The organism is Streptomyces sp. NPDC007095, from assembly GCF_040634475.1.
Taxonomy (GTDB): Bacteria; Actinomycetota; Actinomycetes; order Streptomycetales; family Streptomycetaceae; genus Streptomyces.
Genome location: NZ_JBEYFS010000002.1, coordinates 121,860 through 136,783 on the forward strand (window position 1 = coordinate 121,860; position 14,924 = coordinate 136,783).

The 14,924-nt window shown below is 70.0% G+C and carries 9 protein-coding genes and 2 pseudogenes; 6 read left to right on the forward strand and 5 right to left on the reverse strand.

The window, feature by feature from the left end:
• Nucleotides 1–10: 10 nt before the first annotated feature.
• Nucleotides 11–664 (reverse strand): ABC transporter ATP-binding protein, encoded by a 654-nt coding sequence (locus ABZ656_RS01770; protein ID WP_101408152.1) that lies wholly within the window; start codon nt 662–664, stop codon nt 11–13.
• Between the two features lie 96 nt (nt 665–760).
• On the reverse strand, nt 761–1,174 hold the full coding sequence (locus ABZ656_RS01775) for a hypothetical protein (protein ID WP_101405283.1): 414 nt from the start codon (nt 1,172–1,174) through the stop codon (nt 761–763).
• A gap of 524 nt (nt 1,175–1,698) precedes the next feature.
• On the opposite strand from ABZ656_RS01775, the pseudogene ABZ656_RS01780 reads away from it, so the two are divergent.
• The 3 genes and pseudogenes from ABZ656_RS01780 to snpA all read left to right on the forward strand — a co-directional run.
• Nucleotides 1,699–1,854: pseudogene (locus ABZ656_RS01780) on the forward strand (VOC family protein); the annotation flags it as partial.
• A gap of 26 nt (nt 1,855–1,880) precedes the next feature.
• On the forward strand, nt 1,881–2,030 hold the full coding sequence (locus ABZ656_RS01785; protein WP_360263508.1) for a hypothetical protein: 150 nt from the start codon (nt 1,881–1,883) through the stop codon (nt 2,028–2,030).
• Nucleotides 2,031–2,534: 504 nt separating this feature from the next.
• Nucleotides 2,535–3,176 (forward strand): annotated as a pseudogene (gene snpA, locus ABZ656_RS01790) (snapalysin); the annotation flags it as partial.
• 419 nt (nt 3,177–3,595) lie between these two features.
• Here snpA and ppdK read toward each other — a convergent pair.
• Both ppdK and ABZ656_RS01800 read right to left on the reverse strand, forming a co-directional pair.
• Nucleotides 3,596–6,346 carry a pyruvate, phosphate dikinase gene (gene ppdK, locus ABZ656_RS01795; protein ID WP_101405281.1) on the reverse strand — a complete coding sequence of 917 codons (2,751 nt, stop codon included), beginning with the start codon at nt 6,344–6,346 and terminating at the stop codon, nt 3,596–3,598.
• Between the two features lie 464 nt (nt 6,347–6,810).
• Nucleotides 6,811–8,103 (reverse strand): ROK family protein, encoded by a 1,293-nt coding sequence (locus ABZ656_RS01800; RefSeq protein ID WP_180362754.1) that lies wholly within the window; start codon nt 8,101–8,103, stop codon nt 6,811–6,813.
• A 221-nt stretch (nt 8,104–8,324) separates the two neighbouring features.
• Between ABZ656_RS01800 and ABZ656_RS01805 the strand changes: the two genes are divergently transcribed.
• On the forward strand, nt 8,325–10,115 hold the full coding sequence (locus ABZ656_RS01805) for a hypothetical protein (RefSeq protein WP_360263499.1): 1,791 nt from the start codon (nt 8,325–8,327) through the stop codon (nt 10,113–10,115).
• Nucleotides 10,112–12,049 carry a glycogen debranching N-terminal domain-containing protein gene (locus tag ABZ656_RS01810; protein WP_101405279.1) on the forward strand — a complete coding sequence of 646 codons (1,938 nt, stop codon included), beginning with the start codon at nt 10,112–10,114 and terminating at the stop codon, nt 12,047–12,049. Before ABZ656_RS01805 ends, ABZ656_RS01810 begins: the two co-directional genes overlap by 4 nt.
• A 36-nt stretch (nt 12,050–12,085) precedes the next feature.
• Here ABZ656_RS01810 and dusB read toward each other — a convergent pair whose 3' ends face one another.
• Nucleotides 12,086–13,252 (reverse strand): tRNA dihydrouridine synthase DusB, encoded by a 1,167-nt coding sequence (gene dusB / locus ABZ656_RS01815; RefSeq protein WP_101405278.1) that lies wholly within the window; start codon nt 13,250–13,252, stop codon nt 12,086–12,088.
• 123 nt (nt 13,253–13,375) lie between these two features.
• Between dusB and ABZ656_RS01820 the strand changes: the two genes are divergently transcribed.
• Nucleotides 13,376–14,821, forward strand: coding sequence for an MFS transporter (locus tag ABZ656_RS01820; protein WP_360263484.1), 1,446 nt, complete (start codon nt 13,376–13,378; stop codon nt 14,819–14,821).
• The last annotated feature ends 103 nt before the right edge of the window (nt 14,822–14,924 follow it).

Genomic DNA, 14,924 nt, shown 5'->3' on the forward strand with positions numbered 1-14,924 from the left:
AGGAGTTCCTTCACAACTGCCCCTGTCCCTGCGGAGCAAGCTCACCATCAAGCATCGTGAAGCGCTTGTCCGCCTGGGCCGCGACCTTCGCGTCGTGCGTGACGAGCACGACTGCCGTGCCCTGCGAACGTGCCAGCGCGAGAAACTCCTTGAGCACTGCGGCTGCGTTGGCACTGTCCAGCGACCCTGTTGGCTCGTCGGCAAAGACCACTGCGGGCCTGTGCACAAGAGCGCGAGCAACGGCAACACGCTGGTTCTGTCCACCGGACACTTGCGAAGGACGCCGTTCCTTCAGATCCGCGAGGCCCAGACGTCCCAGTACCTCCCCGGCAGCAGCGAGCGCCGGAGCTTTGCGATGCCCTGCCAGCCTTAGCGGCAGAGCTGTGTTCTCCTCCACGGTCAGCTCGGGCAGGAGCTCTCCGTACTGGAAAACAAACCCGAAGCGATCTCGGCGCAGGGCGCTGAGTTCCTCATCGTCGAGTGCGGCCAACGGGCGTCCCTCGAAATGGACTTCACCGCTCACGACGGGCAGAACGCCCGCAAGGGCATACAGCAGAGAGGACTTGCCTGAACCACTCTGCCCCGTGATCGCCGCCACCTCGCCCCGATGGAGTGCAATGGATGCACCCCTAACAGCGTGCGCTGGGCCGTAGTAGAGGTCGATTTCCTTGGCGGAGAGAACTTCTGACGTGTTGATCTGGACTCCCGAAGGGAAGCGGACCCGGGCCTGCGCCCGAGTCCTGGACACCGTTGAAACCGCTCAACCCTTGCGGAAGTGCAACTCGGCGGAACAGACGTCCAGCCAAACAGCTCCGCGATCAACACAAGTTCGGACATAAGCATCGTCCGTGTAGCGCTGAGAGGCCTCCCAGATGGACTTGTGCAGGAACACCAACTGCCCCTGCTTTCCGTAGTACTCGACCCCATCGCGGCCCTCGACCCGGACCCGCACGTAGACGTTGTGGCCGTCGCGGGGCGAGCCGTCCTTGAGGTATCCAGCCCACTCGAAGGAACCATGGTTCTGCCCTGGCGGGTTGAACCGATACTGGCCCCTTTCAAAAACGACTCCTGGCGCCTGCAGTCCGGGCATGTAGTGCCACGATTCCGCGATCGCCGCACCTGCCCCCGCGAGGAAGACTCCTGCCGCCACCACGCCGGCCCATGACTTCTTCATCCGTCACCCCTCTACCTCCCCGAAGACCCCACCGGCCCCCAGGAGTTACAGAAGGTAATGGATCAGTAACGCGCTGAATCCTTTGGCCTGCGAATCGCCATCCCATCAGGTGATCCGGAAGCACGAGACGCACGAGCGGGCGCCGACCTCGGCGACCAGCGTCAGGGCGTTGCGCAGTCGTTCGGAAAGGGCTGGGTGTCCAGGTGGGACCATTCGGCGGTGGGACCCGGCATCGGGGCCAACGATGCGCCGGTCGGGGCCCAGCCTCCATGGGGGCGGGGGAGGCAGGGCGACGGGGCAGTGTTGCGGTGCGGGGTTCCTCGCGGGCGCAGGTCTCCGGGGCCGGCCCGCGCCGGTGACGGAGAGGCCGAGCCGCACGCGGCACCGTACGGAAGGCTCGACGCCTTCGTACGGCACGACGGGGCGGCACGTCCGCAACTGGTGCCGTACCAGGCAACGTTCGCCTCACTGCTGGGGGGCGTGGCCGGTGGCCTCGGCTCGCTGCTGTCCGCCAGAGTCGGCGCATGCCGAGAGTCGGTTCCGTTGTGCCGGGCGTCTCGGATGTGCCGCGTGCGGGCGCGTTCTGGATGGAGGCCCTGGGATACGTCCCGCGCAAGGACATGGAAGACGACTGGGTGGTGCTGGTGCCGACGGAAGGGGCCGGAGTGCAGCTGGCACTCTACGACCGGGCACGCACCTCGTTCACGTGGCTGACGACAGCCCGGCCCGCATGGTCCCGAAGCAACCGGGTGCGGCGGACCCTCGGCTGGAGGCGGGCGAGGAACCCACCGACCCCTCCCCCGCGCCGCTCGCCGGGCTGCACGGCGGCCCCGGCCTCCATCCTGATCAGGACTGAGCGGCGGCTCAGCGGTGCGGGATGCCGCCCAGCGCCGAGGGTGACTCCCGGGGGGCGCCCCGGGGCCGGTGGGGCGCGAAAGAAACGGAAGCTCGTGTTCTATGACGTCGGTCACAGCGCTCCGCCAACCAACCGGCGTGCTTAGTAGACGCGGCGTGGCGGACATCTGAGGATTTGTCCGTCTTGGCCCGGATGCGGATCCTGCCGCGCGTCCCGGGATTCCGCCCGGCTGGCCCGCACGCCCGTTGCCCCGTGATGTAAGGCTTCTGACGCCGCGACAGCTTCCCCTCCTGCCGCCATGTGCGGACCGGAGACCCGTGCACTGCCCTGGCGAGGTCCCGGGACCTACGAAGCGACGTAGTGGCGGGACCCCTTTGCGCTCCCTGTCGAGCCGCTCTAAGAATGACGACCCACAGGACGTCGCCGCAGTTCGGAACCGGTGTTCACGCAGATTCGACCGCGCACCGTGCGCTCGGCGTCACCGAGTGAGTAGGAGCCCCCCACATGAAGTCGTCCCGAACGTCCGCGAGACTCCTCGCCCTCACTCTCGGCTTGGGTCTGGCCTCCAGCGCGCTGAGCGCGGCGGTGCCGGCGAGCGCCCAGACGGCCGCCACCCCGTCCGCTGCCGCCGGTACCTCGTGGGCACGGTACGCCGGGTCGGTTGAGGAGGCCGCGAACAACAAGGCGTTCTTCCAGGCCGTGCTCAAGTCCGTCGCCGCGAAGCGCGCCGCCCAGCCGAACGCGCAGGCGGTGACTGTCTACTACAACGCCTCCCAGGCACCGAGCTTCCGCTCGCAGATATCGAGCGCGGCCTCGATCTGGAACAGCTCCGAGTCCAACGTCAAGCTCCAGGAGGCGTCGAGCGGTGCCGACTTCTCCTACTACGAGGGCAACGACCCGCGCGGGTCCTACACCTCCACCAACGGCCACGGAAGCGGCTACGTCTTCCTCGACTACGCCCAGAACCAGCAGTACGACTCGGTCCGCGTCGCCACCCACGAGACCGGGCACGTGCTGGGCCTGCCGGACGACTACAGCGGGCCGTGCAGTGAGCTGATGTCGGGCGGCAGCGCCGGCCCGTCCTGCACCAGCCGCTACCCGGACGCCACCGAGCGCTCGCGTGTCGACCAGCTGTGGGCCACCGGACTCGCGCAGGCCCCGGGCACGGTGAACCAGCCCGCTGACCACCTGAGCGCCGCACCGCCGGTACGGACCGTGGCGCCGAGCGACGGTCCGGGGCATCCGCTCCCCAGCACGCCCCGGAGTTGAGTGCGTTCCCAAGCGGGAAGCGGCTCGCTGTCGAGGATGGCTTCAGTCCACATGCTCAAGACGGTCGTCTGAGCACTCTGCCATCCGCTCGGTCATCACACGATGATGGGGCCAGACGCAACGCCGGCAAACGCCGACTTGCCTGGTCAGCGGCGTAGCGTGACAGTCTCCGCAGATGATGCGCGACGGGGCGGCACCTCCGCACAAGGTGCCGCCCCGTTTCTTTCGTACGCCGGAGCCGTCGGCCGTCGGTGAGGGTCAGGGTCGACCGTCGGCGGCCCCGGAGTTCCAGCGCGCTAGCGGTGGTCGCTGCCCTTCGCCGTCGACGCCGCGCGGCCCGCCTCCAGGCGTGCCACCGGGATCCGGAAGGGGGAGCAGGACACGTAGTCCAGTCCCACCTCGTGGAAGAAGTGGACGGACTCGGGGTCGCCGCCGTGTTCGCCGCAGACTCCGAGCTTCAGGTCGGGGCGGGTGGCGCGGCCGGCCTGCACGGCCGACTTCACCAGGGAACCCACACCGTCCCTGTCGATGGTCTCGAAGGGGGAGACGCCGAAGATGCCCTTCTCCAGGTACGCGGTGAAGAAGCTCGCCTCCACGTCGTCCCGGGAGAAGCCCCAGACGGTCTGCGTGAGGTCGTTCGTACCGAAGGAGAAGAACTCGGCGGCCTCGGCGATCTGACCGGCGGTCAGCGCGGCCCGCGGAAGCTCGATCATCGTGCCGATCGCGAGCCTGAGGTTCGTGCCGGCGGCCTCCTGCACCTCCGCGATGACCTGGTCGGCCTCCTCGCGGACGATCTCCAGCTCCTGGACCGTACCGACGAGGGGGATCATGATCTCGGCCCGCGGGTCGCCCTTGGCGTTCTTGCGTTCGGCGGCCGCCTCCGCGATCGCCCGTACCTGCATGGTGAACAGGCCGGGGATGACCAGGCCGAGACGTACGCCGCGCAGACCCAGCATCGGGTTCTGCTCGTGCAGACGGTGCACGGCCTGCAGCAGGCGCAGGTCGTTCTCGTTGGCGTCGCCGCGTGATTCGGCCAGTGCCACCCGTACGGACAGTTCGGTCACGTCCGGCAGGAACTCGTGCAGCGGCGGGTCCAGGAGACGGATCGTCACCGGGAGGCCGTCCATCGCCTCGAAGAGTTCGACGAAGTCCCGCTTCTGGAGGGGCAGGAGCTCCTTGAGGGATTCCTCGCGCTCCGCCTCCGTGTCGGCCAGGATCAGACGCTCGACCAGTTCGCGCCGGTCACCGAGGAACATGTGCTCGGTGCGGCACAGGCCGATGCCCTGCGCGCCGAAGCGGCGGGCACGGAGGGCGTCCTCCGCGTTGTCCGCGTTGGCGCGCACGCGCAGGCGGCGGACCCGGTCCGCGTACGCCATGATCCGGTGCACGGCCGCGACCAGCTCGTCCGCGTCGTCGGCGCCCGCGTGCATCCGGCCCTCGAAGTACTCGACGACCGGGGAGGGCACGACCGGGACCTCGCCCAGGTAGACCTTGCCCGTGGAGCCGTCGATGGAGACGACGTCGCCTTCCTCGATGACCACTCCGCCCGGGGCCGTCATCCGGCGCCGCTTGGTGTCGACCTCGAGCTCCTCGGCGCCGCACACGCACGTCTTGCCCATGCCGCGCGCCACGACGGCGGCGTGCGAGGTCTTGCCGCCACGCGAGGTCAGGATGCCCTCGGCCGCGATCATGCCGTCCAGGTCGTCGGGGTTGGTCTCACGGCGGATCAGGATGACCTTCTCGCCCGAACGCGACCACTTGATCGCGGTGTACGAGTCGAAGACCGCCTTGCCGACCGCCGCGCCCGGCGACGCCGCGATGCCCCGGCCGATCTGGTCGACCTTCGCCTGGTCGTCGAAGCGCGGGAACATCAGCTGCGCGAGCTGGGCGCCCGTCACGCGCTGGAGGGCCTCCGCCTCGTCGATCAGGCCCTGGTCCACGAGCTGCGTGGCGATACGGAAGGCCGCACCCGCCGTGCGCTTGCCGACGCGGGTCTGGAGCATCCACAGCTGGCCGCGCTCGATGGTGAACTCGATGTCGCAGAGATCCTTGTAGTGGTTCTCCAGGGTCTCCATGATCTGCATCAGCTGGTCGTACGACTTCTTGTCGATCGACTCCAGCTCGGCGAGCGGGACCGTGTTGCGGATGCCCGCGACCACGTCCTCGCCCTGGGCGTTCTGGAGGTAGTCGCCGTACACGCCCTGGTGGCCGGATGCGGGGTCGCGCGTGAACGCCACGCCCGTGCCCGAGTCGGGGCCGAGGTTGCCGAAGACCATCGAACAGACGTTGACCGCGGTGCCGAGGTCGTGCGGAATGCGCTCCTGGCGACGGTAGAGCTTGGCGCGGTCGGTGTTCCAGGAGTCGAAGACCGCGTGGATCGCGAGGTCCATCTGCTCGCGCGGATCCTGCGGGAAGTCCCGGCCGGCCTCGGCCTTGACGATCCGCTTGAACTTGGTGACCAGCTTCTTGAGGTCCGCGGCCTCCAGCTCCGTGTCGACCGTGACCTTCTTGGCCGTCTTCGCCGCGTCCAGCGCGTCCTCGAAGAGCTCGCCGTCGACGCCGAGGACCGTCTTGCCGAACATCTGGATGAGACGGCGGTACGAGTCCCACGCGAAGCGGTCGTCGCCGGCCTGCTTGGCGAGGCCCTGGACCGACTTGTCGGAGAGGCCGATGTTCAGCACGGTGTCCATCATGCCCGGCATGGAGAACTTCGCCCCGGAACGGACGGATACGAGGAGGGGGTTATCGGCCTGGCCGAGCTTCTTGCCCATCGTCGCTTCGAGGGCGTCGAGGTGCGCGCTCACCTCGTCACGCAGTGCCGCCGGCTCCTCGCCACTGTCGAGGTAGGTCTTGCACGCCTCGGTGGTGATGGTGAAGCCCGGAGGGACGGGAAGGCCCAGGTTGGTCATCTCGGCGAGGTTCGCACCCTTGCCACCGAGGAGGTCCTTGAGGTCCCTGTTGCCTTCGGTGAAGTCGTAAACGAACTTCGCCCCCTCAACGCCGCTGTCGCTGCTTTCAGCTACGTGGGGATCTTTGTTTTCCGACACGAGACTCGACTCCTCGACGTCGCGGTGGCTGCCCTGACGGCCAGGAACATACCCAGATCGAAGGCGTCTGGGTACGTCTACTTGCACGTCATGCGCCTGTAACCACCCGTCCGCCACTCGATTGAAAGTCAAGCCTTGGCAAGCGGTCACGGCCGGATGTTTTCACTTCTTGAACGAATCCACGCCCTCCGGAAGCAGTATACGCTCAGATGAGCGGTCACCGACACGCCTGAGTTTAATCGATGAACGATCAAGGGGTGGCACTGAGTGCCACCCCTTAGGGAAGTGCAGTCGCTCAAGATCCGCTCATCTGAGCGCCACCCCTATCAAGGGTGGCGAGAATCACGCAGTAAAGACGGCCTGAATTTCATCATGCGGACCACGATGTGGACGCGACGTGGACGCGACACACGGACGTCACACGCCCCGCCGAACGTCCCGCCACCCATGTGCGCCACAGGGCGTCACACACCCAGCGCCGCCAGCCGTTCCTCCACCCGCTCCGGCGCGTACAGGTACTCCACGACCAGTGCCCCGGCCCCCACCAGCCCCGCCCGCTCCCCGAGCCGCGAGGTCACCACGTCCAGATGAGCGGTCGAACGCGGCAGCGCCCGCTGATACAGCAGCTCGCGCACACCCGTGAGGAACGGGGTTCCGGCCAGATCCCCGGCGATCATCAGCACGCCTGGGTTCAGCAGGGTCACCACGGTCGCGAGTACGTCCCCGACCTGCCGCCCCGCCTCCCGCGCGAGCGCCATCGCCTCCGGGTGTCCGGCCGTCAGCAGGTCGCGCACATCCGATCCGGAGGTGGCCGGGACACCGGACTCGGCGAGTCTGCGCGCCACCGCGCCACCGCTCGCGACGGCGGCCAGACAGCCGTACGAACCGCACCGGCACAGCGCGTCCGCGCCCACCCGGATGTGCCCGATGTCGCCTGCGCCCCCGTCGACGCCCCGGTAGATGGAGCCGCCGACGACCATGCCCGCACCGATACCGGTGGAGACCTTGACCAGGGCGAACGCCGAACAGTCCGGATATCCGGTGCGCTGTTCGCCGTATGCCATGAGGTTGGCGTCGTTGTCGACGAGTACGGGGATCCGGGCGCCGCTCCTGGTGATCCCGGCGCTCCAGGCGCCACCGGCGCCTCCCGCGCCACCCGTGCTCTTGATGCCGGCGTGCTCGGCGAAGGCGCGGCCCAGGCGCCCGCGTATGTCGTAACCGTCCCAGCCCGGCATGATCGGCGGCTGCACCACCCTGCCGGTGTCGGTGTCCACCGGGCCCGGCACCGCGATCCCGATCCCGCACACCGCGTCCGCGCGCTGCCCGGCCTTCTCCAGCAGCTCGGCGAACCAGCGGCCGAGTTCGCCCAGCACGGCGTCCGGGCCGTCCTCGATACGCAGGCTTCCGTGGTGCTCGGCCTGGATCTCGCCGCTCAGCGAGACGACGGCGGCCCGGCCGTGCCGGGTGTCGAGGTCGGCGGCGAGGACGACGGCGTGTTCGTCGTCGAACTCCAGGGTGATCGAGGGCCGGCCGCCCTGCGGGGAGTCCACCGGGCCGCCCGCGCCCTCGCGCAGCCAGCCCGCACGGAAGAGCCGGTCGAGGCGCTGGCCGACCGTGGCCCGCGACAGACCGGTGGCCTGCTGCAGCGCGCCGCGCGTCGTGGCACGCCCGCTGCGCACCAGTTCGAGCAGTTCCCCGGCGCTTGCCTGATGCCCGGCCCTCATGGCCTTCGCCGCCCTTCCTGCCGTCCCCGCCATGCCTGTCATGCCCAACCCCTTGCGTTCACCAACTCTGCATTACATATTGAGTTTTGCGTGTTAAATAGACGTAACCCTACGGTAGCTAGTGCCGAACCGATCAGCCGGACGTCTTCGGGGAGACCTGAGTGGACCGCACAACCCAACTCACCATCCGCCGCACGGGGATCACCGCCCCCGTGCGCACCTCGGGTTCCCCCGCTCCGCCCGGTTCGCACGAGATCACCCACTCCGGCGCGCATGTATACGATCCCGACCGGCCCGCCGGGTCGCTGCACCTCAGGGCCGCCCGGGTACTCGAAGGCAACTGGACGGGAACGTCCACGGTTCCCTCCCACGGTCTGTACCCGCACCAGTGGTCCTGGGATTCCGCTTTCATCGCGATCGGCCTGCGCCACCTGTCCCCCTTGAGGGCGCAGACGGAACTGGAGACGCTGCTCGGCGCCCAATGGGGTGACGGCCGGATCCCGCACATTGTGTTCAACCCCTCCGTTCCGCTCGACGCCTACTTCCCGAGCCCCGACTTCTGGCGCTCCTCGACCGCGGGGCGCGCTGCGGGCGCCCCGCGCACCGTACAGACGTCGGGCATCGTGCAGCCACCGGTGCACGCGCTCGCCGCCTGGCTGGTGCACCAGGCCGACCCGGGTCTGTCCCGGTCGCGCTCCTTCCTCTCCCGGATGTATCCCCGGCTGGCCGCCTGGCACCGCTATCTGCTGCACAGGCGGGACCTGGGTGGCGGCGGGCTCGCCTCCGTGGTCCACCCGTGGGAGCAGGGCATGGACAACAGCCCGTGCTGGGACGCCCCGCTCAGCCGTGTCACCCCGGCCGCTCCGCTCTCCTTCCGCCGCGCCGACCTCGACCACGGGTCCGCGGAGGACCGGCCGACGGACCTCGACTACGGACGGTACGTGCGGCTCGCGACGGACTACCGGGACGGCGGGTACGCCGACGGCGCCGGCGAGTTCGCCGTCGAGGACCCGGCGTTCAACGCGCTGCTGATCGCCTCCGAGCACGCGCTCGCCGCGATCGCACAGGAACTGGGCGCGGCGGGGACGGCGCGTCACGCCCGCGCGGAACGGTTGACGGCGGCGCTGGTGGAGCGCCTGTGGGACCCGGCGGAGGGGATGTTCTTCTGCCGGGACGTGTACGGCGGGGATGTGCGCGACGGTGGCGAGAACGGTGCTCTCGGTTCGGAGCGGCACTCTGCCGAGAGCGGTGCTCACGGGTCGGAGCGATGCTCTCGGAGCGATGCTCTCGCACTGGAGCAGCGCTCTGCCGAGAGCGGTGCTCACGCTTCGGAGCGGCACTCCCGCCAGAGCGGTGCTCTCGGTTCGGAGCGGCGCTCCCGCCAGAGCGGTGCTCACTCTTCGGAGCAGCGCTCTCGCACCGGTGCGCTCATCCCCGAGCGCAGCGTGGCCGGGCTGCTCCCGCTCATCCTCCCCGCACTCCCCCGCGACATCGCCGCCACCCTGGTCCGCACGGCGGGCGGGCCGCACTTCGGGCTCGGCGGGGTCGCCCGGCTGGCGCCGAGTTACGACCTGACCGGGCACGCCTTCGACCCGCACCGCTACTGGCGCGGCCCGGCGTGGTTCAACACGAACTGGCTGCTGGAGCGCGGGCTGCGGCTGCACGGGGAGCACGGGCGCGCGGAGGAGTTGCGGGCGGCGCTCCTGGAGACGGCAGACGCGTCCGGGTTCGCGGAGTACGTGGATCCGTACACCGGCGAGGCCTGCGGCGCGCTCGGCTTCAGCTGGACGGCCGCACTGACGCTGGACCTGCTGCACGAGCCCGCGGGGGCCGACCGGGCGGATCTGACGGGTCGGGCTGATCAGGCGGGCCGGACGGATCGGACGGATCGGACGGATCAGTCGACGCAAGTCGTGTCCCATCCGGGGCGCCGCGCGTTCGACAACGTACACGGCACGCCGCCACACACATCGCACGCATCACACACGCCACACACGCCACACAGTTCATTCGAGACGGGCGCCAAGGGAGGGGACCGGGGATGACGGACCGGCATCATCTGCTCGTGCACGGTGGGACGTTCGCCGCCGTGGGCGACGGCGGGGACATCAGCGGGGTGCGCAGCGGCAGCTCCCCGGACGGGTTATTCGTACGGGACGCCCGGCACCTCAGCCGCTGGCAGCTGACCGTCGACGGCGCGGTGCCCGAGGCGCTGACGCCGGTCGCGGACGGCGACACGGCGCGCTGTGTGCTCGTCCCGCGCGGCGGGCGCAACGAACCGCCCGCGTACACGCTCTTCCGTGAACAGGCCGTCACCGACGGTGCGTTCGTGGAGGCGCTGCGCGTCACCAGCAACCGCCCTTCGCCCACGACCGTGCGCATCGCGCTCACCGTGGACGCCGACTTCACCGACCAGTTCGAGCTGCGCTCCGACTACCGTACGTACGCCAAGATCGGCGCCGTACGAGGGCGGCAGGTCCTCGACGACGGGGTTGAGTTCAGCTACCAGCGCGGGGAATGGCGGTCCTGTACGACGGTCACCGCCGAGCCGCCGCCGGACGGAGTCGAGGAGACCGGCACCGGCGCCCGGCGCCTCGTATGGACCCTGGACCTCGAACCGCACGCCTCGGCGGAGCTGGCGCTGCGCGTCGCGGCCCGCCCGCACGGGGCGCTGAAGGACCCGGAGGTGCCCGCCTCACCCTCCGCGGCGAATGAACAACTCCTCGCGCTGGAAGGCGAGTTCGCGGACGGCGTGCCCTTCCCGACCGGCTGGCCGGAGCTGGCCGCGGCCTGCGCGCGCGGGCTGTCCGACCTCGCGGTGCTCCAGGTCCCGGCGACGGGCCCGGACGGCGAGGAGCTGCGGGTGCCGGCGGCCGGAGTGCCGTGGTTCCTCACGCTCCTGGGCCGCGACGCCCTGCTGACCTCCCTGTTCGCGCTCCCCTACCGCCCCGAGCTCGCCGCCGCCACGCTGCCCGCGCTCGCCGCGACGCAGGCGGTCGAGGTGGGAGCGGGTGCGGTGGCCCAGCCCGGCAAGATCGTGCACGAGGTGCGGCACGGCGAGCTGGCGCACTTCGGGCAGGTGCCGTACGGGCGGTACTACGGTTCGGTGGACGCGACGCCGCTGTTCCTGGTGCTGCTCGGCGCGTACACCGAGCAGACGGGTGACCCGGCCCTGGCCCGGCGGCTGGAGGCCAACGCCCGGGCGGCGATCGGCTGGATGCTGGACCACGGCGGTCTGACCTCCGTCGGCTATCTCGTCTACCGCGCGGACGGCGGCGGACTCGCCAACCAGAACTGGAAGGACTCCCCCGGCGCGATCTGCTCCGCCGACGGGAGCCGTCCCAGTGGGCCGGTGATGGCCGCGGGCGCGCAGGGATACGCGTACGACGCACTGCGCCGCACCGCCCACCTGTCCCGTACGGTCTGGGGCGACGAGGTCTACGCCGCTCTGCTCGAACAGGCGGCGGGCGACCTCCGTGACCGTTTCCAGCGGGACTTCTGGATGAGTGAACACGCCTTCCCCGCGCTGGCGTTGGACGGTGACGGCCGTCAGGTCGACGCCCTCGCCTCGGACGCCGGGCACCTGCTGTGGTCGGGGCTGCTCGACAAGGAGTACGGCGAACTGGTCGGCCACCGCCTGCTGGAGCCGGACTTCTTCTCCGGCTGGGGCGTGCGCACCCTGGCCTCCGGCCAGCCGGCGTACCACCCGCTGTCGTACCACCGCGGTTCGGTCTGGCCGCACGACAACGCGCTGATCACGCTGGGGCTGGCCCGCTACGGCCTGCACGACGAGGCCCGGACGGTCGCGCACGCGCTCGTCGACGCCGCCACGGCCGCAGGCCACCGTCTGCCGGAGGTCCTCGCGGGGTACGGCCGCGAGACCCACGGGGAGCCGGTGCCTTATCCGCATGCGTGCGTACGGGAGTCCCGCTCGGCGGCGGCACCGTTGGCGTTGCTCACGGCGGTCGGGGGCGCTTGAGGGAACCCCCGGCAGGAAAGCGAGCCGCCGGAAAAGTCAGCCGCCCGACGTGTCCAGTTCCGCGTCCTCGCTGATGCCCGCGCAGTCGAACGGGTCCTTGAGCCAGCCGTCCGGCAGGACGACCCGGTTGTTGCCGGACGTGCGGCCGCGCGGGCCGTCCGCGCCCGTCGGCCAGGGCTGGTCGAGGTCCAACTCGGCGAGGCCGCCGGAGAGTTCGGCGAGGGACGACGTGATCGCGAGCCGCTTGCGCATTTCGGAGCCGACCGCGAAGCCCTTCAGGTACCAGGCCACGTGCTTGCGGAAGTCGATGACGCCGCGCGCCTCGTCGCCGATCCACTCGCCGAGCAGGGTGGCGTGGCGGACCATGACGGCCGCGACCTCGCGCAGGGTCGGGCGGGCGTAGGCGTCCTGGCGCCCCTCGAAGGCGGCCACCAGGTCGCCGAACAGCCACGGCCTGCCGAGGCAGCCGCGCCCGACCACGACCCCGTCGCAGCCGGTCTCGCGCACCATCCGCAGCGCGTCCTCCGCCGACCAGATGTCGCCGTTGCCGAGGACGGGGATCTCCGGCACGTGCTCCTTGAGGCGCGCGATGGCGTCCCAGTCGGCCGTGCCGCCGTAGTGCTGGGCGGCGGTGCGGCCGTGCAGGGCGATGGCGGTGACGCCCTCCTCGACGGCGATCCGTCCGGCGTCGAGGAACGTGATGTGGTCGTCGTCGATACCCTTGCGCATCTTCATCGTCACCGGGAGGTCGCCCGCCCCGCTGACGGCCTCGCGCAGGATCGCCCGCAGGAGGTTGCGCTTGTACGGGAGGGCGGAGCCGCCGCCCTTGCGGGTGACCTTCGGGACCGGGCAGCCGAAGTTCAGGTCGATGTGGTCGGCGAGGCCTTCCTCCGCGATCATGCGGACGGCCTTGCCGACGGTCGCCGGGTCCACGCCGTACAGCTGGATCGAGCGCGGCTTCTCGGTCGCGTCGAAGTGGATCAGCTGCATGGTCTTCTCGTTGCGCTCGACCAGCGCTCGCGTGGTGATCATCTCGCTGACGAACAGGCCCTTGCCGCCGCTGAACTCGCGGCACAGCGTGCGGAACGGCGCGTTCGTGATCCCGGCCATGGGGGCGAGGACGACGGGCGGCTGGACCGTGTGGGGGCCGATCGACAGCGGGGAAGCGTCGGTGGTGGCGGAGGCGAGGGCGGTCGTGGACATTCCCCCATTGTCGCGTACGCGGACGGGTGCGGTGACTGTGGTGACTGTCATGAACAAGTGCGGTCCACGACAGAGGAGGGTCATTAGTTAGACGCACTATCGACACGGGCGTAGGCTGGAGCAATGCCCGAGCTCAGTCCCCGCCACCGGCTTCTCGTCCTCGCGATCTGCTGCATGAGCCTGCTGATCGTGAGCCTCGACAACACGGTCCTGAACGTCGCCCTGCCCTCGATGCAGAAGGAACTGCACGCGAGCGTGGCGGGCCTCCAGTGGACCATCGACGCGTACACGCTGGTCCTGGCGTCGCTGCTGATGCTCGCGGGCTCGACCGCCGACCGCATCGGCCGCCGCCGGGTCTTCAAGGCGGGCCTGGTGATCTTCACCCTCGGTTCGGTCCTGTGCTCCGTCGCACCGAACCTGGACTCGCTCGTCGCCTTCCGCATGGTGCAGGCGGTCGGCGGCTCGATGCTGAACCCGGTCGCGATGTCGATCATCACCAACACCTTCACGGACCCGCGAGAGCGCGCCCGCGCGATCGGTGTCTGGGGTGGCGTGGTCGGCATATCGATGGCCGCGGGCCCGATCGTCGGCGGCCTGCTCGTGGACTCGGTCGGCTGGCGGTCGATCTTCTGGATCAACCTCCCCGTCGGCCTCGCCGCGCTCCTGCTCACCTGGCGTTACGTTCCCGAGTCCCGCGCCCCCAAGGCCCGCCGCCCCGACCCGGTCGGACAGCTTCTCGTCATCGCGCTGCTCGGCTCCCTGACGTACGCGATCATCGAGGCACCCAGCTCCGGCGCCCCCAAGACCCTCGCCTTCGGGGCGATCGCCGTCGCCGCGCTGCTCGGCCTGCTGTGGTACGAGCCCCGGCGCGCCGAACCCCTCATCGACCTGCGCTTCTTCCGTTCGGCGCCGTTCAGCGGGGCCACGGTCGTCGCCATCAGCGCGTTCGCCGCGCTCAGCGGGTTCCTGTTCCTCTCGACGCTCTATCTGCAGAACGTGCGCGGTCTGGACGCGCTGCACGCGGGCCTGTGGATGCTGCCCATGGCGGTCATGTGCTTCGTGTGCGCGCCGCTGTCGGGGCGGCTGGTCGGCAACCGGGGTCCGCGACTGCCCCTGCTGATCGCGGGGGTCTCGATGACCGCGAGCGGGATTCTCTTCGCCGCGTTCGAAGGTGAGACGTCGAACGTCACGCTCGTCATCGGGTACGTCCTCTTCGGCCTCGGCTTCGGCTTCGTGAACGCCCCCATCACCAACACCGCCGTCTCCGGCATGCCCCGCGCCCAGGCCGGGGTCGCGGCCGCCGTCGCCTCCACCAGCCGACAGATCGGCGGCACCCTCGGTGTCGCCGTGGTCGGCGCCGTCCTCGCCTCCGGCATCCAGGCCTCGGCGTACCGGGAGACGTTCGTGTCGGCCGCCCGCCCCGGCTGGTGGATCCTCGCCGGCTGTGGTCTCGCCGTGCTCGTCCTGGGCGCGCTGACCAGCGGACGCTGGGCACGCGGGACGGCCGAGCGGACGGCACGGCAGCTGGAGTCGGCGGAGGTTCGGGACTCGGTGAGCGTCCGCGCCTAGGCCTGTCCCTAGGCCCTGTCGTCAAATTCCCGTCCGCCCCGCGACGCCATGCACGCACTCTCACCGCACCAGGCACAGACCCAAGTACGTCCAGTACGAGGGC

What these genes read in the sequence shown, in the direction of transcription:
- ABZ656_RS01820 (WP_360263484.1), top strand. Translation starts at nt 13,376, where the DNA reads ATGCCCGAGCTCAGTCCCCGCCACCGGCTTCTCGTCCTCGCGATCTGC.
- ABZ656_RS01810 (WP_101405279.1), top strand. Translation starts at nt 10,112, where the DNA reads ATGACGGACCGGCATCATCTGCTCGTGCACGGTGGGACGTTCGCCGCC.
- ABZ656_RS01800 (WP_180362754.1), bottom strand. Translation starts at nt 8,103, where the DNA reads ATGGCGGGGACGGCAGGAAGGGCGGCGAAGGCCATGAGGGCCGGGCAT.
- dusB (WP_101405278.1), bottom strand. Translation starts at nt 13,252, where the DNA reads ATGTCCACGACCGCCCTCGCCTCCGCCACCACCGACGCTTCCCCGCTG.
- ABZ656_RS01775 (WP_101405283.1), bottom strand. Translation starts at nt 1,174, where the DNA reads ATGAAGAAGTCATGGGCCGGCGTGGTGGCGGCAGGAGTCTTCCTCGCG.